We start from the raw sequence: 23,128 nt of genomic DNA, 5'->3' as shown, positions 1-23,128 counted from the left end.
GAGGAATTCAGCCGCAATGAAAGCGTATTTTCCTACGTGGCTTCAGCAGTTATCTATCCTCCTCATGTGGGGGCTAATTTTCTATTTAGCCGGATTAACGTCGCTGAAATTCGATGACCCAGACTCATCAATTGCTATTATTTGGTTTCCGGCAGGGGTTGCAGTTGCTGCTTTTCTAAGTGCCCGCTGGAGAGATTACCCAAGCCTAATCGTCATTTTTACACTGGCTAACGTTTTGTTAGATGAGGATTGGAGAAGCCCAGTCACATTTGCTGTTTCGATGCTGTATTCATTTTTGTCGATTCCGTCGACCGTCATCATCGCTTGGGTTGTGCGTCGCTTTGCACGCCTAAATGACGATCTTCATATCATCCTTGTTTGGATCGTGGCGACACTTGTTATCAGCGCAGTGGATTCGTTGGTGGTCGTTGGCGGATTTGCTCTAGTACACGACCAGCCATTCCTTGAACTCTTCTCACAAGGATTTATCGCCGACATCACAGGAATATTCTTCGCAACGCCGATAGTCATGGGATTCATTAATAAGAATGAGTCTTCTTCAGCAAGCAGCTGTGTATCAAAATCAATCGGCTTCGCACTATGGCTACTGCTTTGTGCAACGGCGGGGGTTGTCTTTGGTCATGAATTACCTTGGGTCGCCAAGCATGCCACTGCGCTCTACTTTGGTCTGGCTTGCCTGCCTATCGCGATAGTAATGATAATTTCTGTTTTCTGGGGAAACCTTGGCGGTTCTGTTGCCCTGCTAACGCTAGGCGCTATCGTTATCTATTTTACCGACCAGCACCAAGGCCCCTTCTTTCTGAAAAGCCTAACCTATACCGAATCATTATTTTTAGCCCTGACCTATTTGTCCGCCACCACGTTATTGGTTGTGTTCATTAGAGTCTTGAGGCGCTCGACCAGAAACCATGATCCTGAAACCGGACGTATTGTCGGTAATGGTGTGTTCTATCGACTTAATACATCGTCAGGTTCATTTATTTGGGAAAACGATCTCTCAATACTGCTTGGCAACATGACAGATGGAGCGTTAGACAATCTGGAAGAAGTATTACAACGTGTTCATCCACGTGACAAACAAAAGCTTCGTTCCCACTGGCTTGCTTGCTCGCAGGATAAACATAGCTCCATGATTTTCCGTATCCAAACATTCAACGACCAATGGATCACCTTAGTCGATAAAGGCAGTGTGCACATGGTGTTGGACGGTGAAGATATTATCGTAGGTAACTGGCAGGCTAGCCGCTATCACCTTGCCCTCTAAATGCGACCACGATTACTAGATATCGGAGACTAAAGCTTGTGATCCAAATTGTTCTTTTATTATTCGGCGTCGAATTCGTCCAGACGAAAGCAAAATACCTCATGTTGGTCGGTATTTTGTGGGGGGTGCTTGGCGTTAGTATTTTCATCGATGGCCTAGACGGCGTAACCTATTTTCCATTACGCGTATTCGGCACATTATTGTTTGTCGAAAGTTTAGTCACTTTAAGTATTGCGTCCAGTGGTGTTGGAGCACAAAAGGCTGTCCTTTATTTCAAAGGAGCTATTTTTTGTTCAGTATCTATTCTCATTCTGTTTAATAGAGCCTACAGCAATCTTTTATTGGCTATCGTTTTTGGTTTTGCGTTCTTCGTGATAGGGCTGTTTATTATTTCTTCAGCGTGGGTAGTGAGATACCCTCACTGGAAAAATGCGATGCTCGGTGGTATCGCACAGATAATATTTGCATTTTTCATGTTTAGCCCTTATCCGACGCACTATAAGGCCACCGTTCCCATCTTTCTTGGCACACTCATGCTGATTAGCGGTATCAATACAGCGCGCTTGGCGCTCAGGGCGAGACAAATAAGCGAAGGGGTTTCAATTTTTGATCTGCTAGCACCTTCCAATATTCAGAATGACCTGACGAAACACCCTGTCTCTCTTACTAGCGACAGTTCAAATGCTGATTTCATCGGACCGCTTACCGTTCATATTTGGACACCTGTCGGGACAGCAAATACATCGCCGATACCCCGCCCAGTGATTAACCGCTACATCGCTGCGGTTGATACTGACGGCGTGATTTCAACCGGTCATGCTGCGCTGGAACTATCACCGGATATCTATATCAGCCTCTATCCCGAATCAGATATTGACCGATCGCCCTCTGAGTTTCTGAATATTCTAAAAGCAACTCAAGATAATAATGTACCGGGTGTTTTCCAGCCTGATTATGCCACTGAAGCGGCAAACTGGTGTGAGTCAGATCGCAAGATTTATTTCAATCAATACAACGGGATGGCATTATTGCGTTATTGGAAAGGTTATCGGATGACGACGACCTATAACCTGACTTACCGCAACTGTTCAAGCAGCGTTGCATACGCATTAGAAGCGTCGCTAGAAGGTGTACTTTCTGAGCAAAGCAAAAATTGGGGCTCTACCCTACGAACGCTATTTATGCCAGAGCTATGGATAGCGGCTCAGGTGCGGAAACGGGCGCTCTCAATGGCTTGGACTCCGGGATTGGTTATGGATTATGCCCGTGCTCTACGTAGTATTGTTCACCCAGTTCCAGAACCTTGGTACCAACGTTTATCAATTAAATGGCGTGAGCGTTCAAATAGTAGAAAGTAGCCGTAGCTACCTTAATTTCTGGTGCAGGTTGGGCTGCACATTCACATTTTTCGTTTTTGAGTTGGCCTTCTTCTCCAATGATAGTTGGGTTTTTGCCTATCACATGGGCAATTTATTTTGAGGTTATAGCGAGAATTGTTGGTAGGGTTTAATACAGAGAGGTCAATACAATCGCACCTCTCTGTATTTGTAACGTCTATATAAACCTCGCCCCACGCGCCGCCAATGAAACTGAAGGTTTTTCGTTAAACAGGCGTTGATAGTCGGTGGCAAACTGGCTTAAATGCCAGAACCCCCACTGCATGGCAGCATCCTTCACGGTATGACATTCGGAATAGGGGCTGACCAGTTCGCGGCGTACCGCATTCAGGCGCAGTGCTTTTAGCCACGCATTCGGCCCGATGCCCAGCACCAGATGAAATGCGTTTTGTAGCGTTCGGCGGCTAACGTGTAGTTCGCGGCATAAATCGAGCACCGTCACGGGTTCAGACGTTTGACTCAGTAAATATTCCCGCGCCTGTGACACTAAGTGCTGATAGTTAATACGGCTATACACTTGGCGGGTTGAGACAGGCTGTGCGTCTTCGAGTAAATGAGTCATCGCCGTGAGCAGGTTATGGCATAGCACTTTGCGCACGTTTGCCCGTTGCATCGATTGCGGGTCAACGCTGCCGTGCGAGAGCGCCTGATGGATGAAATACCACAGCGCTTCTTTTTGATACGCATTCACTTCAAGCGCAGGGTTGTTGTTGAGCAGTTGCAATAGACGATCTGGATCGATGAGCGACGACGCGTGGCTAAACAACACATCATAAGAAACCACCACGCCGAGAATGGTGTAATCATCCGGCGTGCTGAGTTCAAACTCTCTGCCGCCTGGGCGAACCGCAATTTCTTGTGAATCCAACGGCTGTGAGCCGATAAAACCGTGCTCACCGCGCACATCAGGGATGCCAAACCAGAACGCATTCGGCCATACCATGCAAGATTGACGCAGCGTCAGATTGGTGTACTCACGGAAAATCTGCACGCCATCGAACAGGATTTCGGTGAGCTCGCCTTTAAACTTGCCGGGGCGGAGCTGATCATAAAGTTGCTGCCATGCCGTGATGGTACAGGCGTGTTCATACACATCTTGCGACTCGCGCTGATGAACATTTTCACGCTCAACCAGCGGTTTACAATTAACAGGGTCAATGTCCCCAGAAAAAAGATGGTGCAAATTAAGATCTGGCTTCTTTTTCATATGCGCTCCTCGACGGCAACCACGCGTTAACTCATCAGTTGCTGCCAGAATTCTGGATGTGGGTTAGGCACCACCATGCTGTATACCAGCGCGCCTTTTTCTCCTGCTGATTCACTTGCCGACTGCGTGGCCGTGGTAACGTCAGCCACATCGCCACTCATCACCACATAACATTTCCCGCCAATACCGTACGCCATATGCAGACGAATTAGTGTGATGTTTGCGGTTTTAACTGCACAATCAGCCGCTTCAATACAGGCCGCCACGCTGAAGGTTTCCACCACGCCCACCGCCTGTTTGTCGGGCATGTCAGTCACGCCGCTGATCGCGGGCAAGACGTCAGGGTGTACATTCGCCAGCAAAAAACTGTCCACCAGCAACGTACCGCCCTGCTGTTCACCGGTATTTATCGCCTGCGTCACGGCAGCAACATCCCCTCCCACCATCACCACATATTTTCCGGGGCAAACGGTCTTGGCCATTAACAAACCGACGTTGGCACTTTTCAGCATGAAGTCCGTCACCTGCATCCCCTTAGCAATGCTCGACAACTCAACCATCCCGATAGCGTTATAGGTTTTAACCCCTGTGATAGTCCTGCTCTGCGATACCATCTCTCGCTACTCCCTCACCAACGTGATACTGCGTGAACCCACTTGGCTAACCACGCCGGCAATACTGGCGTGCAGCGCTGCACCCAATGCCCCATTCTGCATCTGCGCAATGCACTCACCTTGCGCAACGCGCTGACCCAGCTCGACACAAGGTGAGGCTGGCGCGCCAATATGCTGATTAAGCATCAGTTCAACCCGTTCAGGCTGCCACGCTATCTCTTGCATCGGCGCTTTATGCATAAATGGCGTCAGCCCCAAACGCGCCACCAGCCGTTTCACTGGCAACAGCCGATATTCTGCCATCGGCGAAACCGGGCCTAATTCACCTTGATAGCGAACGCCGTTGGCACGCAGCTCAGCCTTAAGTAATTGATTAATTCGCATCGGGGAGATCTCTACCGGACATGACCACGCCTCACAAACGCCGCACTCCGAGCAGGTTAACGCCGCCGTTACAGACGACAGCGAAGCGATATGCCCATAGCTCACCGAACGCACAATCAAATGCGGCGGCAGTTCATGACCAATTAGATGGCGAGGACACAGTTCGGTGCACATTCCACACTGTTCACATACCGTTTTCGCTTGATTGAGCACCGTCCGCTCACTGCGCATTCGGCGTTCTATCAACAGATGATCGTTCGGGAGAACCAGCAATCCACCGGTGGTTTTCGTAATTGGCTCATCCAGCGATGCCAACAAGCGCCCCATCATCGGGCCGCCGTTGATAAAGGCAGGATTGGCAACGGTTACACCACCGGCCAACGCCAGCGCTTCGCGAAGTGACGTTCCCAACGGCAGCGTGAGCGTTATCGGTTCGGCCACCGCGCCGTTGATGGTTAAGGTACGTTGAGTCACCGCCGTTTGTGTTTCCACCGCCGCGGCAACGTTCAGCAGCGTTTGCACATTGTTGACCACCACGCCAACCGACAGCGGCAGCGACGCAGGCGGAACGCGTCGTCCGGTTGCCAGCCAAATAGTGATCACTTCATCACCTGCTGGATAGACATCCGGCAAGATATGCAAACGGATTCCGGTTGGCAGCAACGGCGTTAACGCCTCGATGGCGGCGTGATATTTACGTTTAATCGCCACGATGCCCTCGGAGGCCCCCGTGGCACACATGGCATATTGCAGACCACGCAGCAAACGTGCCGCCGACTGAGCAACCAGTTGCTGATCGACCTGTAACAGCGGCTCACATTCCGCGGCGTTAACTAAATAAATCTCCGCCTGCGCCTGAAGTTTAACGTGAGTCGGAAAGCCAGCTCCGCCCGATCCCACCACACCCGCCGCTGCCACCCGAGCACGGATCTCCTCGGGCATTAACGTCATGCGCATTTGGCTCGGGTTATTCATGCCCCTCCTCCTTCGCCACTTTTATACGATAGCGACTCCCTCGCTTACGCAATTTGCCTTCCCGCAGTAGCGCTTCTAGCGTATGTCTTGTCTGCTTCAAGCTCAGTTGAAAACGAGCGGCCATTTCACCCGCGGTCATACCTTGGGCATGGCTGGCGATCTCCGCAAGCCAGGCTTCTATAGACACACTCTCATCGTCAGAAGACTCGGTTTCAGTCAGCACTGGCGGCGCTATTTTCGCTGCTGGTGCAGCTTCAGGCGCAGGGGATGATGTTGGCGCTAAGCCTCTTAGCCCTAAAATTAACCATTCAGTATCAGGGTCGGGACGGCCAATCTCTTTGCGACTAATCACCATGCCGGTTCGGCTGGCTGCCGCCGCGCCAGCATCCAATGCCGCACGGCAAGCCGCCAGATCGCCTTCAATAACCAGCGTCACCAGCCCCGGATCAACCACTTCATGATTGAGAACCCGAACCTGAGCCGCTTTCAGCATGGCGTCAGCGGCGTCAATGCCCGCCACCAAACCTGAAACTTCCAGTAACCCTAGCGCGTTGATCATGGCCATCCTCCGTTAAGCGCGCTGAATAGGACAGCGTGCTATTTCCAATACCGCTTCGCTAAACGCATTACACGCCGCTTTACACGCCGCCTGACTGCCGCTTAAAAACGCGGCGGAATAGTTGGTTTCTGACGGCGGTGCAACATAGGTCACCAGTTGCACATCGGCGGCTTTCAGCGCCGCATCAATGCCAAAGGTGGCTTCTAGCGGCGGTGCAACCAAATACGCCAACGGATCGCCCAACCGAATGCCGGAAGAACCCGACAGATAAGAACCGGTGCGCGAAACCACGTGCGCCAGAAACGCCGTATCTTCGGCATCGCTGGCCCACTGAAACGCCGGTCCTTGTTCGATCATCGCAAACATCGCATCTAAACCAGCGCGCACCTCGGCAGGGTTTGGCCCGCCGAGCATAATAATCACCTCACCCGAAGACGGTGACGGCGAGTGCGCGGCACCCGCGTACAAAGAACGGCCATAAACAACTTCAACCTGAGCCTGTTTGGTGGCTTCATCGGCGGCAATATAGGCCACATCGTCAGAGTCCACGGTCATCAGGCCAAGGCTGCGGATATGCGACGGCAGCTTCAGCTCACGGCGGAAATCTTCCTGCAGCGCGGCAATCACCCTCATTGCTTTGACGCTCGGTTTAATCAAATCTAATGCTGGCATGTGCTTACTCCTTAACGCGTCATCGAAATACCAGAGGCTTTCTGCTCCAGCATCCGTTTGGCCAAATCCACAATCACCGCTGCAGCTTCAACCGGAGGTGTGCCGCCACGATGGATATTTGAAATGCAGGTACGATCGGCTTCTACCGTGGTAGCCATGCGTGGTGAATAGACCGCATAGCAGGACAGGCTTTCTGACTGCCCCAAGCCAGGACGTTCCCCCACCAGCAAAATCACCACTTTTGCGCCCAGTAACTCGCCAATCTGATCTTCTATTTTCACTCGCCCGTAGCGCACAAAGAACGGCGTACCCACGTTCATCCCTGCCAGCTCTAATCCTTTCAGCAGCGGAGGAAGGATCTCGTCATAGTTAGCGGTAATCGCATCGGTCGATAAACCGTCAGAAATCACTACCTGAACATCTGGATTGGCTTTGCACTGGGTTTTCAATGTTTCAATGGCATTCGCGCTAAGGCGTCGCCCCATATCGGGACGGGTGAGATACAGATTTTTGTCGCTGATCTCCGACTGCACTTCCAACAAACCATGCTTTTGTACCCACTCCGGCGGCACCTCTTTGAGTACCGTATCTTTGGAGCGTGAATGGTCAGCCAGAAAACGCAGCAGCGCCTGAGTACGTGGTCGAGGGCCCGCACGACCGGTACACACACGCGCCGCGGTGCTCGCCCGCAGTTCTTGCAGCACGTCTAAGCGATGCGGGTTTTTAACGCCGATCCACTGTTTGGCCTCGTCAGAACCGAGATCGACCGAACAACATTCGCCGCTCTCCGCGCCCGATATCACCTCACTGGCGGCCGATTGCGCGCTGGCTTCTGGCTGCGCCATACGCGGCATCACGCTGCGCACAATCTCTTCTATTTGTTTTTGATCCATGATGATTTACCTCAGAAATCAGAAAAAGAGCGACGGATCACCGGCGCGGGCGGTCAAACGGCCATTCGCCATCAGCCCCATGGTTTCGAGCCAACGCTCAAACTCCGGCGATGGACGCAGGTTCAACAGCTGACGCACCGTCGCCGTGTCGTGGAATGCCGTAGTCTGGTAGTTGAGCATGATGTCGTCACCCAACGGCATCCCCATGATGTAGTTACATCCGGCGGTCGCCAGCAGGATCATCAGGTTTTCGTTCAGGTTCTGATCGGCATCTGCATGGTTGGTGTAGCAGCAGTCGCAGCCCATAGAAATTCCGCTCAGTTTGCCCATGAAGTGGTCTTCCAAACCGGCACGAATAATCTGGCGATCGTTGTACAAATACTCAGGCCCGATAAAGCCCACTACGGTATTCACAATGAACGGATCGTAGTGATGCGCTAAACCGTAGTTACGCGCTTCCATGGTGACCTGATCGGCACCAAAGTTAGCGCCAGCCGACAGCGCTGAGCCTTGCCCAGTTTCGAAATAGAGACAGTTGCTACCGGCAATCCGGTTATATTCCGCGCCGACTGCGCGCGCTTCATCGAGCATCGCCAGCTCAACGCCAAACTCTTTCAGCCCTTTTTCACTGCCGCAGATACTTTGGAAAATCAGACCGCCCGGCGCACCGCGCTTAATCGCTTCGATTTGCGTCGTTACATGCGCCAGCACGCAGCCTTGGGTTGGAATAGAAAACTTATCGATGACGCCGTAAATGGTGTCTAGCACGCGGCTCAGGTTATCGACGTCGTCGGTCACGGGGTTCACCCCGATCACCGCATCGCCCAGCCCAAATGAGAGCCCTTCATAAATCTGCGCCACAATGCTCTGCACATCGTCGCGCGTATCGTTCGGTTGCAAACGCGCGCTAAAAGTACCGGGAATACCGATGGTGGTATTGGCTTTCTTAATCACCGGCATCTTTTTGGCACCGTAGATTAAATCAGCGTTGGAGCAAATTTTAGCCACCGCAGCCACCACTTCGGAGCTGATCCCTTTGCGTAGAAACGCGATATCATCCACGCTGGTTTCATCATCCAAAATGTATTCGCGCAGCTCGCTGATGCTCCAGTTTTTCACTCGGGCATAAGCGGTTTCATTGATGTCATCTTGAATAATGCGCGTAACGCAGTCTTCTTCATACGGGATCACCGGATTCATGCGGATATCCGCAATCGTCATCTCTGACAGCACCTGCTTGGCCGCGACGCGCTCTTGCGAACTCTCCGCCACCACGCCAGCTAACACATCCCCCGAACGCAGTTCATTGGCTTTTGCCAAGACCTGCTTCACATCCTTGAACTGATACGACTTACCGAATAGCTGTGTTTTTAGTTTCATAAACAAATTCCCTTAAGAAGGAAAAGCCAGTGACTTGACGGTGACCGGCACCACTGCGCCGCCAAAAAGCGGTGTGCCGATATCGATGTAATCGCCGGTTCGTGTGATCACTTCATCGATCACCGCCAGCTGACGTTGTGCCATCATCGGCCGCAGCAGCATGCCCAAAGCCTTGCCAAAATCTTGACAGGCAACGACCAACAGCGGGTGCGGATTCGAAAAGCGGGTACTGAATTCCTGCAAGGCGTCGATACAGTGCTGTACCGAGGCGTAGTTCACAGGCAGCTCGGTAGGCAACGCCAATGCATAGAGATCGTGCTGTGGCTGCAAATCCATTTGAGTGAGCGCCTGCAACCACGCCTCTACCAGCGAGGTCGCATGACTGGCGTCAGGATGAACAACCGGAATATTGCGAATGGGTAGAGACAGGCCATCCAGCCAGATGGTGCTGCCAGAAAGAGAAAGCGTGTGTGCGCCAGCGCCAATGACGGTGGCACGCACGGTTTGATTCGGTACCTGCACCGGCAGCGCGGCAAATCCCGCATCGAGATGAATAGCCTGCGCCAGCAGCGGGCCGATATCGCCAAACCGGAATGGATTGCTGTTGTCGTCCGTGCGAAAACACTCGCCCACCCCGCCCGAAAGCGTTAAGGCATACAGCGAATCACAGGCGGGGAGCGCATCGGTCATCAGTAAGCGTTGCGCTAACTGAGAAGGTGCGCCATTGAAAACTTCTAACAACAGTTGCGCCATGCGGGCGGCAACCTGTTCAAGCTGTGCTCGCGTCAGGCTCGTTACGTTAACCCCTTCGCCAAACAGAGAGTCCGCGATCCATTGCCCCGCCGGATGGGCACGCAGTACGCGACCGTCGGTGCTGGTTTCAATCAACCGCCCCCCCACGTTTAAGCAGGCGGAGCTGACTACCCGCCCCGCTTCAAACAGCGCGTAGTTTGCCGTGCCACCGCCGATATCAATGTTTAAAACCCGCGCCATTTTTTGCTCTGATAAGGCCTGCGCCCCCGAGCCAAAACCGGCAATAATCGACTCTAAATGCGGCCCCGCGGTGGCCACCACAAAATCACCCAGCCGCTGAGAAAGCGATACAATCGCCGGGCGTGCATTACGGGTTTTGGCCGTTTCACCGGTGATAATAATGGCACCGGAGTCTATGGTTTCGGGCGCAATGCCTGCGGCCTGATACTGGGCGAGCACCAGAGCCAGCAACTCTTCTTCCCGCAGAAAACCGGCAAAATCGACCGGGGTAAACAACACCGGGCTTTGCCAGATAATCTCGCGCTTCACGAACTCATAGCGAGGCACCTGAGAAATGGACGCACGGTTCACCAACGACAGGCGCGAGAAGATCACCTGAGTTGTGGTGGTGCCAATATCAATACCAACGCTAAGCAGTTCGAGAGTTTTCACGCTAGGCCTCCTCAGACACAGGTTGCTCAGCGTTAACGGCGACATCTTCCCCTTTCGGCACCAGCATCATGGCAACGCCGATAGCCGTCACCCCACCGACTAACTTGCCGACGATCATCGGGAAAATCATGCTAGGCATATTCGCTGCGGCAAAACCGAGGTGGTCGCCCAGCGCAAAGGCGGCGGATACCGCAAACGCACAGTTGATCACTTTGCCGCGCGCATCCATTTGTTTCATCATGCCAAACATCGGGATGTTGTTAGCCAGCGTGGCAACCATGCCACCGGCGGCCATATTGTTAATCCGCAAAACGCCCCCAACGCGCATTAACGGTTTTTCAAACCAACGGGTTAACAGCAATACCATTGGATAGGCACCGAGCAGCACACAGGAGATAGAGCCGATCACTTCAATCGCGCGCATCACCTGACCGGGCTTATCGCCTTCGGTCATAAAGATAGGGTCTAGGCCAGGAATGATCGTCCAGCCCACGGCAAACTTAGCTACCGCGGCGGCCAAACCCACGGTGATAATCGCCACCAAGATTTTGGCGAAAATCTGGAAACCGTTGATCATTTTTTCGGGGATCAGTTTCAATCCCAACGCGACCAGCGCCGCCACGATAAGTACGGGGATCATGTTCATCAGGATCAGGCTCAGCGTGAAGACCACCGGCTGACCGTTCACTTCCACGCCGGAATACATCGCCACCAAGCCGCCCGCGATACAGCCAATCGGGATGGTGACAATGCCCGCCAACACGCCTAGCGCCAAATAACGACGATCGGATTTTTCAATAATCCCCAACGCCACGGGGATAGAGAACACGATGGTTGGCCCCATCATGGAACCGAGAATCAAGCCGGAGTAAAGCCATGCGGCAATGTCTCCGCCCGCCAGCTCTTTGGCGAGGAAGAAGCCGCCCATATCACAGGCCAGCAAAGTGCCTGCAAACATGGAAGGGTTCGCCCCCAACATTTCATACAGAGGAATAATGATAGGCCCGAGCAAATACGCCAGCACCGGTGCCAGCGCGGTCATCCCCACCATCGCCAAGCCCAAGGCGCCCATCGCCATAAAGCCTTCTTCGAATTGGCCGCCCGAGCCAGAAATACTCTTTCCCACCGAGCCAAGGCCAATTTTGCCTAAAATCTGCTCCGAGCCGCCAAACTGGGTAAATATGCGATCCACTGCCGCAATCAGCATGAAGATCATCATGATGTACATGATAATTTCGTTAATGCCCATAGCCTGTTCTCCTTCAAAGCCTGTTTAAGTCAGCTCACGAGCCCCGATACAGCGCCACAATTTGAGCCTCAGTGACGGTGCGTGGATTACTTTGAATGCACACGTCTTGTAATGCTGCACGGGCGAATTCGGCGTAGTCAGATTCCTGCCCGCCATAGCTCGCCAGATTGCCGCCCAATCCCACATCTTCAATCAACTGCGCAATTGCACGAATAGTGCCTGCCGCGTCGCAGGTTTCCCGCGTTAGGGCATGACCAATTTCGGCAAACGTTCTTTTGCACACCAAGCGATTAAAATCCATCACCTGCGGCAGCATGATGGCGTTCGCCGCGCCGTGCGCAATGCCATACGCCGCGCCAATCTGATGCGCACAGGCATGACACAGACCCAAACCCGCATTCGAAAACGCCATTCCCGCCATGTAAGACGCCATCATCAGCGACTCGCGCGCCGCCAAATCTTGCCCCTGCCCAACCGCCTGCGGTAATGCCTGACCAATCAGCGTAATTGCGCGATGTGCCAGCGCCCGGGTCAGCCCCGTCACGTTGGTGGCAACATAAGCCTCAATGGCGTGAGTCAGCGCATCAATACCGGTTGCGGCCGTCACGTGCGACGGCACGCCCAGCGTTAAACAGGCATCAATAATGGCCATATCAGGAATGAGCAGCGAGTGAACCAAAACCTGCTTACGGTGCTGAGGCATGGCGATAATGACTGAAACGTTGGTCGCCTCTGAGCCCGTTCCGGCGGTGGTTGGAATGGCGATCAGCGGCAGACGACGCTTAAGACGTAAAGACGGGGTAAGCTCGGCAAAATTCAGCGTTGGATTAGCCGCCTGTAACGCAGTGGCCTTCGCCGCATCCAGCACCGAGCCGCCGCCCAGCGCAATCACGCCGTCGCACTGCACCTGTAGCAGTTGCGTCACCGCAGCGTTAACATCGGTATCGATAGGTTCGCCCGGAGGACACGCCCAAATCTCATAGGCCACGCCGCTTTGCTCGAGGCTGCGCAGCAAAACCTGCGTCATGCCAGCCTGATGCAAACCGCCGTCGACCATCAGAAAAACGCGTTCAATGCCGCGATCCACCAGAGATTGACCGCAACGGCTGACCGCCCCCGGTCCCATTAGAGTGGAAGGCGGTACCGCAAACTCACGCACCTGACGCGCATTCATCATGTCCAAGGCCTGATAAAGCGCGGACTGAACTAAATCGCCCGGTGACATTTCCTGTAATGATGCGTTATGCATGGCACCCTTCCCCTTCGCTGATCCCGCAGGCGGCAATCGCCAGCGGCGTCATAAAGATCGACTGCGGTGGCAGATGGATTTGGTGTTGCGGAAAGCGCTGTTCAAATAGCGCCTTAACCCCTGGCTGCATACAAGAACCACCCGCGAGCCAGAGCTCATCCACGCGGTGCCCTTGCAGATGTTGCTCGACGATATCCGCCATTTTTTCGTAAACCGGACGCACCGCAGGCCAAATCTCCGCGCCGCGCTGGCGTTTTATTTGCTCAGCCTCTTCTAACGAAATGCGTTGGTTTCCCGCTAGCGTGAGAGAAATGTGATGGCCGCCGGTAGCCTCATCACCGGAGTAAACCACCTTGCCCTGCGCCACCACGGCAATACCGGTGGTTCCGCCACCGATATCCACCACTGCCGCACGGGTTAAACCCATCATGTCCGCCACGGCGGTAGGTTCATCCATCACGTTGGTGACGGTGAGCCCCGCAGCTTCCAGCACATTGATAGAAATACGCGGATCGGTACCCGGTGGAAATGAGGTTGCCGCGCATTCAAAACGCCGACCAAACTGCGCCTCTAAGGTGTTCAAGTGCTGACGCACGATATTGACGGCGCCAAAGAAGTCCCATACCACGCCATCTCTCACCACATCCGCCCAGTCCAGACACACCGCGACGGGAACCGCGTCCGCATCAACCACCATCGACACCACGTCGCAGGTACCCAAATCAATCCCTAACCAAAGTGGCTGGCCGGTTTCAATGGGCGCGGCAGATCCTTGCTGCAGTTCGGCGGCACGTAACAAACGCGGGTGAAGCCATTCCTGTGCGGTTCGAGTCATTGACGCCTCCGTTATACGATGCGGAATGTATCCACCAGCACGCAGCGGCGCAGACGGACAAAGGTTCTGGCGGAAGTCACACCTTCACCGGTTGGCGTAGTAATCGTCATCGACGTCCAGCCTTCACCGCCAAGACCCAGCCCCGCAATACAAGGCCCGTTTTTGACAAAAATGCTGGTATCAATGGCATTGGCCATCTGGTTGAGATTTTCAATGTGACGAGAATGCATCGCTGCCGTGTGGTGGCAGCCACCTTCCAATTTCACCGCCAGCGCAATCGCCTGTTCGACGTTGCCCACGCGGATCACAGGCAGTACTGGCATCATCATTTCTGTTACCGCAAAAGGATGCGAAGACGAGGTTTCGGCAAGCAGCAGACGCGTTTTGGCATCCACTTCCAGCCCAATTGCGGCCGCAATTTTGGCAGCGTCGCGGCCAACCCAGTCACGACAAACCGTTCCTTTACCATGCTCATCGATATTTTTCAGCAGCAGAGGCATTAGCTGTTCCACCTGCGCTGAGCTGAGTAACACCGCATGTTGAAGCTTCATTTCAGCCAAAAGCTGGTCAGCCACACTGTCAACGACGATCAGCACTTTTTCATCGGCGCAGATGATGTTGTTATCAAAAGAAGCACCGTGCACGATAGCGCGTGCCGCACGAGGAATATCGGCCGTTTCATCTACGACGACCGGTGGATTACCCGCGCCTGCGGCGATCAAACGTTTGTTGGTATGCTTGCGCGCCGACTCCACCACGGCTTCGCCGCCGGTCACCACCAGCAAACCGATGCCAGGGTATTTAAACAGGCGCTGCGCGGTGTCAATGTCTGGATTGGCAACGGTCACCATCAGGTTGGCTGGACCGCCTGCGGCCACCACCGCTTCATTTAATAGCGAGATAGTTTTCTGTGAGACTTTTTTTGCCGCCGGATGCGGTGCGAAAACCACGCTGTTGCCCGCAGAGATCATGCTGATGGCGTTATTGATCACCGTTGCTGCCGGATTGGTAGACGGTGTGACGGATGCCACCACGCCCCACGGCGCATTTTCAATCAGCGTTAAACCGTTATCACCGGTCAGCACCTGCGGCGCTAAGCACTCCACGCCCGGCGTACCGCGAGCCTGAGCCACGTTTTTAGCAAATTTATCTTCAACGCGTCCCATGCCCGTTTCGGTTACGGCCATTTCGGCCAATACCTGAGCATGTTTTTCCGCCGCGTGGCGAATAGCGTCCACCGCGATCTTGCGCATGCTTACGGTTTTGAGGCCCGCAACGGCCGTTTTGGCGGCTGAAACCGCGTCGTCCAGCGAGGCGAAAATGCCTGCGCCGTACACGTGCGTATCGGGTGTTTTAGGTGCCGAAGCCGTTACCGCCGGAGATGACGCTATTCCAGCGAGTACCGCCTTCACCACTTGTTCGATTTCTTTCTGATCCATGTTCACTGTTCGCCCCGTTTTATGACGGCCTGAACTTAAGCCACCCTCGGTAAGGAATACTTGCCACCTAAGCTCGATTTTAGGGGGAGTACACCGATGGGGTCGTAGCAGCTTTAGCTGCCGGAGCGCCCCGCGGTGTGCTAGACCCGTGTATCTCGATCTCTTAAACGAGCGGCATTACCCACGCTGGGAAATTACTTATGGAAAATCACCTGACTCTCCATCACGGCTTCATCTACAATGCCAATGACGCTGAGATCGACCGGTGACGCCTCGCTGTGCTGTGCGCGGCGGGCGGAACTTCCCCCCACCACCAGCACCCATTCGCCGTTGCCTGCACCAATACTGTCGGTGGCGACGCTACACTCCCCGCTTGGTTCCCCCTGTCGGTTGATGGTCTCAACCAGCAACAGCTTGTCGTGCTCAAGCCCGGGATGCCGCACGGTACATACGATCTGTCCTATCACGACGGCCAATTTCACGTTTAACTCCTTAGCTCTGTTAAAAACGTTTTGGGTAAACGCAGGGTAAAAGCGTCCCGCACCGCCCGCAGGCAGCAAAAAATGATGTGTTGCTAAAATAGCGTGACGTCAGATAACGACGTCACGCGAACATCGATTAATCCAGCGGGTTATCGCCAGACATTTTGATAGGGAAAATTTCTTCCAGATCGCCATGCGGGCGTGGAATAACGTGCACAGAAACCAGCTCGCCGATACGCTGCGCCGCGGCAGCGCCCGCATCGGTGGCCGCTTTACACGCTGCCACATCGCCACGCACCATCGCGGTCACCAAACCGCCGCCAATTTGCTTCACGCCTACCAATTTAACGCGAGCAGCCTTGACCATGGCATCCGATGCTTCGATCAGTGCGACCAGACCCTTGGTTTCAATCAATCCTAATGCTTCCATGATATATACCTCTCAATGAGATCCCGTTGGGACCGGTTTTATAACCACGTTTTCACTTGATGCAGCAGCGTGGGCTACATCAATTCATTTGCAGATGCCGCCATTTCTGGCTGGCGCTGCGTTACCGATTTATTCGCTGTGACTGGCGCAATTGGCGGCGTGCACTGCGTTTGCGCCACCAGCACCAGTTCAATAATTTCACGCGCGCTACATCCGCGAGACAAATCATGCATAGGTGCATTAAGTCCTTGGATCAACGGTCCTAAAGCACGATACCCGCCCAGACGCTGAGCAATTTTGTAGCCGATATTTCCTGCCTCAAGCGAAGGGAATACCATCACATTGGCATGCCCTTCTAATACGCTATCTGGCGCTTTTTGCCGTGCAACATCGGGCACAAACGCCGCATCAAACTGAATTTCGCCGTCCACCGTTAAGGCCGGTACGCGCTGACGAACCAACTCCGTCGCCTGTTGTACTGAAGCCACCGCCGGATGTTTGGCGCTGCCGCGGGTGGAAAATGACAGCATCGCCACGCGAGGTTCTTCGCCCGTAATGGCGTGATAGGTGTCCGCGCTGCTGATGGCAATATCCGCCAACTGCGCCGACGTGGGCTGAGGAACCACGCTGCAATCGGCAAATCCCAGCGTGTGATCGCCCTGAGGCGGCAGCATTAAAAAGAGCGAGGACAGCGTTTGTGTTCCCGCTTGAAGTCCTATAACCCGCAGTCCTGCACGCAATACCGCCGCCGTTGATGAGAGATTTCCGGCAATGCATAAATCAGCTTTGCCCCCGGTCACCATCGCCGCGGCAAACCACAGCGGCTGACGCATTTTCTCTGCGCAGTCAGCGGGCGTTTTCTCACCCAAACGCTGCGTTAGACGCTGGCAAAACTCGCTGTGCCAATCATCGGCATTGTGCGGATCAATCACCGTTATGCCGTCCAACGTAAAACGGTGACTCAGCGCGAAATGGCGCAGGGCAAAAGGGTTGGCAAGCAAAATGGGCTGAGCTAAACCGTGATGTAATAGATAGTGCGCGGCCTCAAGCACCCGCTTATCCAAGGCATCGGGGAACACCACCCGCCGCGGATGGTTCTGCGCTAGGCGGCGGCAGCGATCAATGAGCATGAGTGCCTCCGCGTGCGATCGATTGTTTAAGCTGTTCTGCACTCGGCCATTCGCCTTGGTGCCTATTTTGCCGCACGCACAGGATCATCAGCACATATACGGCGCTGGATAAGCGATTAAGCGCCTGTAGCAAATCAGCTTTCTGCACATGATAATCAGCACCGATAAACACCTTGGCCGCCGTGATCTCCGTTTCTCGCACCGAGGCGCGCAGCAAATTCAGCAGCGCAACGTCGCGTCCTTGATTTACGTCGGGAACAATATGATCGTGCCCGAGGAATTTCAGCGGCTGGTGTGATAAGCGATGCAGCTCATCTGCCGTCAGCCCGGCAATCTCCTGAACCGCCAACGGAATATCCAAGGCATCAGCCCGCATAATGTTGCCCAGCAGCGAGCGAATATCAGCCAGCCAGTGGGCTGCCGACGCCATCGCGCTCAGTTCACTTTGCAGCCAGACGGCGGTAGCGATGCTGGCATCCAAGCGAGCACGAAACGCCAAACGTGGATCGTTTTTAGCGACCATGACCTGTGCATTAAGGTGAGTCAGCGTATCGGGCTTATCCACAACGGCCTGATGGCAAAGTTCACAGCTTGCCGCCGCCGCGCGATCTTGGCTGGTCAGCCCATGCACCGGCTGTAAGTCGGGCAGCGCTTTATCTTCATCCAGCGACGCAGCAACAAATAAGCGCCCTTGCTCGTCCTGAAATTTCACCAACAGACGACGCCCTTCTATCAGCTCACGCGCCGATGGCGTCATGCGACTATCTGATGGCAAACGAATTTCGCTCCCTTCGCTCAGGGTATGATTGGCTCGTAACCAGTCTTCAGTGATAAAAGTTGTCATAATCGTCCCCCTGCTTAGGGCCTATCCCAGTAGGCTCTTAGCATTCCTGCCAATTAGCGGGCCAAGCCACGTAAAGAAAACGCACATAGCTGGTGGTACCAAATTCGATGCTCGAACCGCGCGGGATAAACATCACGTCGCCCGCTTTGCCTACCAGCGTTTCACCTTGGTGACGGATATGCAGTTCACCTTCCAAAATCATGTCAACTTCGTCGTAGTTCAGCGTCCAAGGGAAAAAACCGTTTTCCCACTGCATGAATCCCGCGGCCATACTGCTGCCGTCCTGCGCGGTGATCAGATCCGTCAGCCCGACCTGATGCTCTTTCGCCCCGTCAAAGCGGCCAAAGGTTACGGAAGATCCATCCACGACCTTGACCCCACCTTTACCCGTCACTGAGCGAAAGCTCGGCTGGGCGCTGCTATTTGATGCAGCCGCTGGCTGCTTCTGCGCGCGCTGTTCTTGCTGTACCTTTTCGATAAGCTGCGCGAGCAGTGTTTCTGTCACGCTGCCCTCTGGCAACTGGGCTAAGATGTGTTCACGAATACGCTGGCGCTCTGCGACCGAGCTGCCCTCTTGCGGCACAGCAGTTTGAACATCCGTGACCGTGTTTGCAGCAGATGTGGGCGTTGACGGTGCCGCCGTTAATTGCTCGATGATTTCAACCCCAAGCTGCTCGGCAACCACGCGCGCCTCTGGCGTCACGATGTAGTCGGCTAAAACGATGTTGATGCTCTTTTGGCCTTGAACCTGCGCGGTGCGAATGTCATTCGCCGTGATCAGTTTTTTCATCACTTAACCCTTTTGTCCTGACCGTATTGGGCGGTCAAAAATGCCTTAAATTCGTCTAGGCTGTCGCTCGAGTGGCTGTTCACCACGAACATCGGAGGCTTGAATCCGGCCTCTGCCAGCATCTGTTTTACGCCTGCCACATCTGCGTCGGGCAAATCGGCTTTGCTGATCACGGCAATGCGCTGTAAGCGCGGATAAATATCCAGTAATCCTGTTGGAATACGACATTCAGGATCGTTGGCCGCGTGAACATAAATCAGCAATTCGCACTCAACTAACGTATTGATTAACGCGTGATAGAGACGTGGGTGACTAAAATATTCTCCGGGGGTATCAATATCGCCCTCGTTATTAAACTCAATGGCCTGCGTTTTTCTGGCCAGCGAGTAATCACCCTGTAGCGCATTAAATAAGGTTGTTTTCCCGGCGCCGACCGCGCCCACAAAAATAGCGCGCGTCATCGTTAGCTCCGCGTTAACGAACACACGGCATAGTTGAGCAAATTGCCCAGCCCCGTGACCGTTTGTTGTAGTGACTCTTCCACCGCACCGACCGAACCATAAACCACTAACGCACCGGTAAAGCGGTCGAGAAACCCGATTTGCACGTTCGCCGCTTTGGTTGCCAAATCACCGGCAATCATCGCGGTTTCCCCCGGCGTTAACGTCATAATGCCGATGGCTTCTGCACCGGGAACGCCTATCTTTTTGGCTAAATCCTCACCGGGATGCGCGATGATATGAGCCAGAGTCACCTGCTTACCGGGAACAAACTCTTGAATAATCCGTTCCTTTTCCATTGTGTCCCCTGTTTTTCAGCTCAATCCCCGCTGCTACAACGGTTACGTTCAGCCCTATAAAGTGATTGAAATCATCTTATGGTGACTAACCTAACGGCAGCGCCCACTCATCTGAGGTCATCCTCGCAGCAATAAAGAAAAGGGAATAACAAAAATCGGCACACAAACAGAAAGGTTGAAGTGGGTCACAGCCGGAGAGTTTTTAGCCAGAGGATTTTGATGCAGAGTTAAATATTCCCTCACCGTCACGCGTAAAATTGGCGCAGACACTCCGCCCGCTTTCGCTTCTGGCGTATAGTGATTCGCATGCGGCCTATGCTCAGAATCGGCTTCCTACATACGTGTTTTCACGCCGCAATCACGGATATGACAATTCGAAAATCAAGAGGCGATAAATGACAATTTCTCTGTTTGCACACAGTCCGACTCGGTTGCTAAAGCGTATGCCTCTGGCTTTCATCGCTGCCAGCATGCTAACCACGGCAAGCTACGCCAGCGAAACCGAACCTTCCGGATATCAGCTTGAAAAGGTCGTTATTCTTAGCCGCCATGGCGTTCGAGCACCGACCAAAATGACGCAAACCATGCGTGACGTTACGCCTAATGCATGGCCTGAGTGGCCGGTCAATCTGGGGTATATCACACCGAGGGGCGAGCACTTGGTGAGCCTGATGGGTGGATTCTATCGGCAGAAGTTTCAGCAGTTGGGGATCTTGTCTAAAGATCGTTGCCCAACGGCGAATGATGTCTATGTTTGGGCAGACGTCGATCAGCGCACTCGGAAAACAGGCGAGGCGTTTTTGGCGGGGCTCGCACCTGAGTGCCATCTGAGTATTCATCATCAGCAAGACCTTAAGCAGGCCGATCCGCTATTTCATCCGGTGAAAGCCGGTGTCTGTACCATGGAGAAAACGCAGGTACAGCAGGCCGTCGAGCAACAGGCCGGTATGCCCATCGCTCAGCTAAACCAGCACTACCGCCCTGCACTGGCGCTGATGAGCAGCGTGCTGAACTTTCCAAAGTCAACGTACTGCCAGCAACATAGCGCAGACCAAACCTGCGATTTCGCACAAGCTATGCCAAGCAAACTCTCCATCAAAGACGATGGCAATAAAGTGGCACTTGATGGGGCCGTAGGTTTGTCATCAACGCTGGCCGAAATTTTCCTGCTTGAACATGCGCAGGGCATGCCAAATGCCGCTTGGGGAAAAATCCATTCGGAGCAAGACTGGATCACCTTGCTGTCGCTACACAATGCGCAATTTGATTTGATGTCGCGCACGTCTTACGTCGCCAAACATAACGGCACACCGCTATTGCAAACCATCGTCAGCGCAATCAACTCACAGACTAGCGCGCGCGATTTGCCCGAGTTATCAGCGGATAATAAGATCCTGTTTCTTGCGGGGCATGATACCAATATCGCCAATATCGCAGGCATGCTCGGTATGTCGTGGACGCTACCCGGCCAGCCGGATAACACCCCTCCAGGCGGTGCCTTAGTTTTTGAACGTTGGTCAGATAATGCAGGGAAAAAATACGTGAGCGTGCAGATGATGTATCAAACGCTGGCACAGTTGCGTAATCAAACCCCACTCACTCTGGATAAGCCCGCGGGCAGCGTTGCGCTAAAAATACCGGGATGTGACGATCAAACCGCGGAAGGATATTGTCCGCTAGATACCTTCACGCGTCTGGCGAAACAAAACGAACTGGTGGAGTGTCAATAATTATAATCAACTGGAACCCTTCCCCCAATTAGGGGAAGGGACCTAATATCATTATCTGAGCACTAAGGAATAAAACACACTTTAGACTGATTGGTTATTTGCAGCGTCACTTTGCATAGCGTAATTAATTCTACGTTGTTTTTAATATTAAACTTCCGCATTACACGGCGTTTATGCGCACTTACAGTTTTAACGCTGAGCCCTAAAATATTCGCAATACGTGCAATAGTGAAGCCATGAGAGATATAGCTAATGATCTTTATTTCTTGCAGCGAAAGCTCCACCGATTTGCAGTCACGGCACCCTTTCCGACAGCCCGCTTTTCCATCAATTTTCACTTTTGCACGCATCCATGCAAACAGAATTCGGTTCACCAAGCGTTTTATCGGCTCTGTTCGATGAATAAAAATTGCATTATCAAAGCAGTACGGCATTAATGATGAGTTTAACGTCTGTATATCCCCTTCATAAATTCCGACCAATAAGCTCCCTGGTTTACGTTCTATCAGCTCTGGGTGACATAAAGTTTCTGCTCCTGCGGGATAAGCGCGAATAATAATATCCGCCCGCGATAAGTTTTGCCGTAATCCCAAGAGATGTGTTTTTTGATCGGTATGGAGCTCTATAATCTCATGCAATAGCCCTAACAGCCCAAATTTATAATATTCATTCTTATCATCAAAAAAGATGTTTATCACTCATTAAGCCCCGATAAAATAAAAGCAATATCCACCTCCAATCAACTCCTTGATCGAATGAGTATTATCGCTTTTACTATTCAATAATAAATATCTAACTACCGGTATTAGGGGCATTTAATCACGCTTAAATGCCCTAATAGGATTACACGGATGGCGTCACAATAACTTCGTACGTTCCGCTGTAGGTGCCGAGTGGATAAGTTTCACTGCGTTTAGCCGAGGTAAACTGCACTTTTACACCCTGAGAAGGATCGGGAATATCCTGAACCGTAGGATAAACAACCTGATTATTCAGCGGATATGACGCTGAAACCTCCCCGCCATTCACGCGGATCCACGCAGGATTTATCTGCATGGTATCGCCGTTATCCCCCATCAGCAGATTCCCCGCAGGCGTATTCAATGAAAGAGAGACCGCGCTGGCATTTCCCACAAAATTAAAGGCGGGCGTAACACCGTACATATAGCCATTTTTATCGTTGAGCTTCAGACTAATCGAACCATTGGTGACATCGTTTCCGGCCACATAAACCCGCACGCTGGTGCTAATTTCAGCCTGTACATCGATGCTGGTTCTCACCGAGATCGCAGCCTGTGAGCTACTTACCGTCATCAATGACATTGCCGCGAGGCTGAGCGCTAAATAATATTTCATGTCG

The 23,128-nt window shown here is 53.1% G+C and carries 24 protein-coding genes; 3 read left to right on the top strand and 21 right to left on the bottom strand.

The window, feature by feature from the left end:
* The first annotated feature begins 16 nt into the window (after window positions 1-16).
* On the top strand, window positions 17-1,285 hold the full coding sequence (locus tag U0008_RS09220) for an MASE1 domain-containing protein (protein WP_043492922.1): 1,269 nt from the start codon (window positions 17-19) through the stop codon (window positions 1,283-1,285).
* A 38-nt stretch (window positions 1,286-1,323) separates the two neighbouring features.
* Window positions 1,324-2,643, top strand: a complete 1,320-nt coding sequence (locus tag U0008_RS09215; RefSeq protein ID WP_043492921.1) for an HdeD family acid-resistance protein — start codon at window positions 1,324-1,326, stop codon at window positions 2,641-2,643.
* 196 nt (window positions 2,644-2,839) lie between these two features.
* Here the strand turns inward: U0008_RS09215 and eutR are convergent, their stop codons facing one another.
* From eutR to eutS, 19 genes are all read right to left on the bottom strand, one after another.
* Window positions 2,840-3,889: an HTH-type transcriptional regulator EutR gene (gene eutR, locus U0008_RS09210; protein WP_043492920.1), complete on the bottom strand. Its 1,050-nt coding sequence runs from the start codon at window positions 3,887-3,889 to the stop codon at window positions 2,840-2,842.
* Between the two features lie 26 nt (window positions 3,890-3,915).
* Entirely contained in the window at window positions 3,916-4,503 is a 588-nt protein-coding gene (locus U0008_RS09205) for a BMC domain-containing protein (RefSeq protein ID WP_046449955.1), read from the bottom strand.
* Between the two features lie 6 nt (window positions 4,504-4,509).
* A complete protein-coding gene (locus tag U0008_RS09200) occupies window positions 4,510-5,862 on the bottom strand; it encodes a 4Fe-4S dicluster domain-containing protein (protein ID WP_051874127.1) in 1,353 nt (450 codons plus the stop codon).
* The gene (locus U0008_RS09195) at window positions 5,855-6,421 is read right to left on the bottom strand and encodes a BMC domain-containing protein (protein WP_043492917.1); all 567 of its coding nucleotides are present in this window, start codon (window positions 6,419-6,421) and stop codon (window positions 5,855-5,857) included. Before U0008_RS09195 ends, U0008_RS09200 begins: the two co-directional genes overlap by 8 nt.
* Before the next feature lie 12 nt (window positions 6,422-6,433).
* Window positions 6,434-7,093 carry an ethanolamine utilization microcompartment protein EutL gene (eutL, locus tag U0008_RS09190; RefSeq protein WP_025801786.1) on the bottom strand — a complete coding sequence of 220 codons (660 nt, stop codon included), beginning with the start codon at window positions 7,091-7,093 and terminating at the stop codon, window positions 6,434-6,436.
* Between the two features lie 11 nt (window positions 7,094-7,104).
* Window positions 7,105-7,986, bottom strand: a complete 882-nt coding sequence (eutC, locus tag U0008_RS09185) for an ethanolamine ammonia-lyase subunit EutC (protein WP_327058445.1) — start codon at window positions 7,984-7,986, stop codon at window positions 7,105-7,107.
* Window positions 7,987-8,004: 18 nt separating this feature from the next.
* Window positions 8,005-9,366 carry an ethanolamine ammonia-lyase subunit EutB gene (locus U0008_RS09180; RefSeq protein ID WP_025801782.1) on the bottom strand — a complete coding sequence of 454 codons (1,362 nt, stop codon included), beginning with the start codon at window positions 9,364-9,366 and terminating at the stop codon, window positions 8,005-8,007.
* 12 nt (window positions 9,367-9,378) lie between these two features.
* Window positions 9,379-10,791 carry an ethanolamine ammonia-lyase reactivating factor EutA gene (gene eutA / locus U0008_RS09175; RefSeq protein WP_043492912.1) on the bottom strand — a complete coding sequence of 471 codons (1,413 nt, stop codon included), beginning with the start codon at window positions 10,789-10,791 and terminating at the stop codon, window positions 9,379-9,381.
* A 1-nt stretch (window position 10,792) separates the two neighbouring features.
* Window positions 10,793-12,040 carry an ethanolamine utilization protein EutH gene (gene eutH / locus U0008_RS09170; protein WP_025801779.1) on the bottom strand — a complete coding sequence of 416 codons (1,248 nt, stop codon included), beginning with the start codon at window positions 12,038-12,040 and terminating at the stop codon, window positions 10,793-10,795.
* 34 nt (window positions 12,041-12,074) lie between these two features.
* Window positions 12,075-13,265, bottom strand: coding sequence for an iron-containing alcohol dehydrogenase (locus tag U0008_RS09165; RefSeq protein ID WP_043492977.1), 1,191 nt, complete (start codon window positions 13,263-13,265; stop codon window positions 12,075-12,077).
* Between the two features lie 16 nt (window positions 13,266-13,281).
* The gene (gene eutJ / locus U0008_RS09160) at window positions 13,282-14,124 is read right to left on the bottom strand and encodes an ethanolamine utilization protein EutJ (protein ID WP_043492910.1); all 843 of its coding nucleotides are present in this window, start codon (window positions 14,122-14,124) and stop codon (window positions 13,282-13,284) included.
* A gap of 11 nt (window positions 14,125-14,135) precedes the next feature.
* Window positions 14,136-15,563, bottom strand: a complete 1,428-nt coding sequence (locus tag U0008_RS09155) for an aldehyde dehydrogenase family protein (protein WP_043492906.1) — start codon at window positions 15,561-15,563, stop codon at window positions 14,136-14,138.
* A 194-nt stretch (window positions 15,564-15,757) separates the two neighbouring features.
* Window positions 15,758-16,045 (bottom strand): ethanolamine utilization microcompartment protein EutN, encoded by a 288-nt coding sequence (eutN, locus tag U0008_RS09150; protein WP_025801770.1) that lies wholly within the window; start codon window positions 16,043-16,045, stop codon window positions 15,758-15,760.
* Between the two features lie 136 nt (window positions 16,046-16,181).
* Window positions 16,182-16,475 (bottom strand): ethanolamine utilization microcompartment protein EutM, encoded by a 294-nt coding sequence (eutM, locus tag U0008_RS09145; protein ID WP_005189879.1) that lies wholly within the window; start codon window positions 16,473-16,475, stop codon window positions 16,182-16,184.
* A gap of 74 nt (window positions 16,476-16,549) precedes the next feature.
* Entirely contained in the window at window positions 16,550-17,605 is a 1,056-nt protein-coding gene (gene pta, locus U0008_RS09140) for a phosphate acetyltransferase (RefSeq protein WP_051874126.1), read from the bottom strand.
* Window positions 17,595-18,449, bottom strand: a complete 855-nt coding sequence (gene eutT / locus U0008_RS09135) for an ethanolamine utilization cob(I)yrinic acid a,c-diamide adenosyltransferase EutT (protein ID WP_043492903.1) — start codon at window positions 18,447-18,449, stop codon at window positions 17,595-17,597. The genes pta and eutT overlap by 11 nt, the downstream gene beginning before the upstream one ends.
* A 37-nt stretch (window positions 18,450-18,486) precedes the next feature.
* Entirely contained in the window at window positions 18,487-19,239 is a 753-nt protein-coding gene (eutQ, locus tag U0008_RS09130; protein ID WP_043492900.1) for an ethanolamine utilization acetate kinase EutQ, read from the bottom strand.
* A complete protein-coding gene (gene eutP / locus U0008_RS09125; protein ID WP_046449964.1) occupies window positions 19,239-19,700 on the bottom strand; it encodes a EutP/PduV family microcompartment system protein in 462 nt (153 codons plus the stop codon). The genes eutQ and eutP overlap by 1 nt, the downstream gene beginning before the upstream one ends.
* Before the next feature lie 2 nt (window positions 19,701-19,702).
* The gene (gene eutS, locus U0008_RS09120) at window positions 19,703-20,038 is read right to left on the bottom strand and encodes an ethanolamine utilization microcompartment protein EutS (RefSeq protein WP_025801761.1); all 336 of its coding nucleotides are present in this window, start codon (window positions 20,036-20,038) and stop codon (window positions 19,703-19,705) included.
* A 395-nt stretch (window positions 20,039-20,433) separates the two neighbouring features.
* Between eutS and U0008_RS09115 the strand changes: the two genes are divergently transcribed.
* Complete coding sequence (locus tag U0008_RS09115; RefSeq protein WP_043492898.1) at window positions 20,434-21,768, top strand: AppA family phytase/histidine-type acid phosphatase; 1,335 nt, start codon at window positions 20,434-20,436, stop codon at window positions 21,766-21,768.
* Window positions 21,769-21,830: 62 nt separating this feature from the next.
* Here U0008_RS09115 and U0008_RS09110 read toward each other — a convergent pair whose 3' ends face one another.
* Both U0008_RS09110 and U0008_RS09105 read right to left on the bottom strand, forming a co-directional pair.
* Window positions 21,831-22,466 carry a helix-turn-helix transcriptional regulator gene (locus tag U0008_RS09110; RefSeq protein WP_043492895.1) on the bottom strand — a complete coding sequence of 212 codons (636 nt, stop codon included), beginning with the start codon at window positions 22,464-22,466 and terminating at the stop codon, window positions 21,831-21,833.
* A gap of 145 nt (window positions 22,467-22,611) precedes the next feature.
* Complete coding sequence (locus U0008_RS09105; RefSeq protein WP_025801751.1) at window positions 22,612-23,124, bottom strand: hypothetical protein; 513 nt, start codon at window positions 23,122-23,124, stop codon at window positions 22,612-22,614.
* Window positions 23,125-23,128 lie beyond the last annotated feature (4 nt).

Source organism: Hafnia alvei (assembly GCF_034424155.1).
GTDB lineage: Bacteria > Pseudomonadota > Gammaproteobacteria > Enterobacterales > Enterobacteriaceae > Hafnia > Hafnia alvei.
This window is presented reverse-complemented; position numbering and strand designations above follow the sequence as displayed.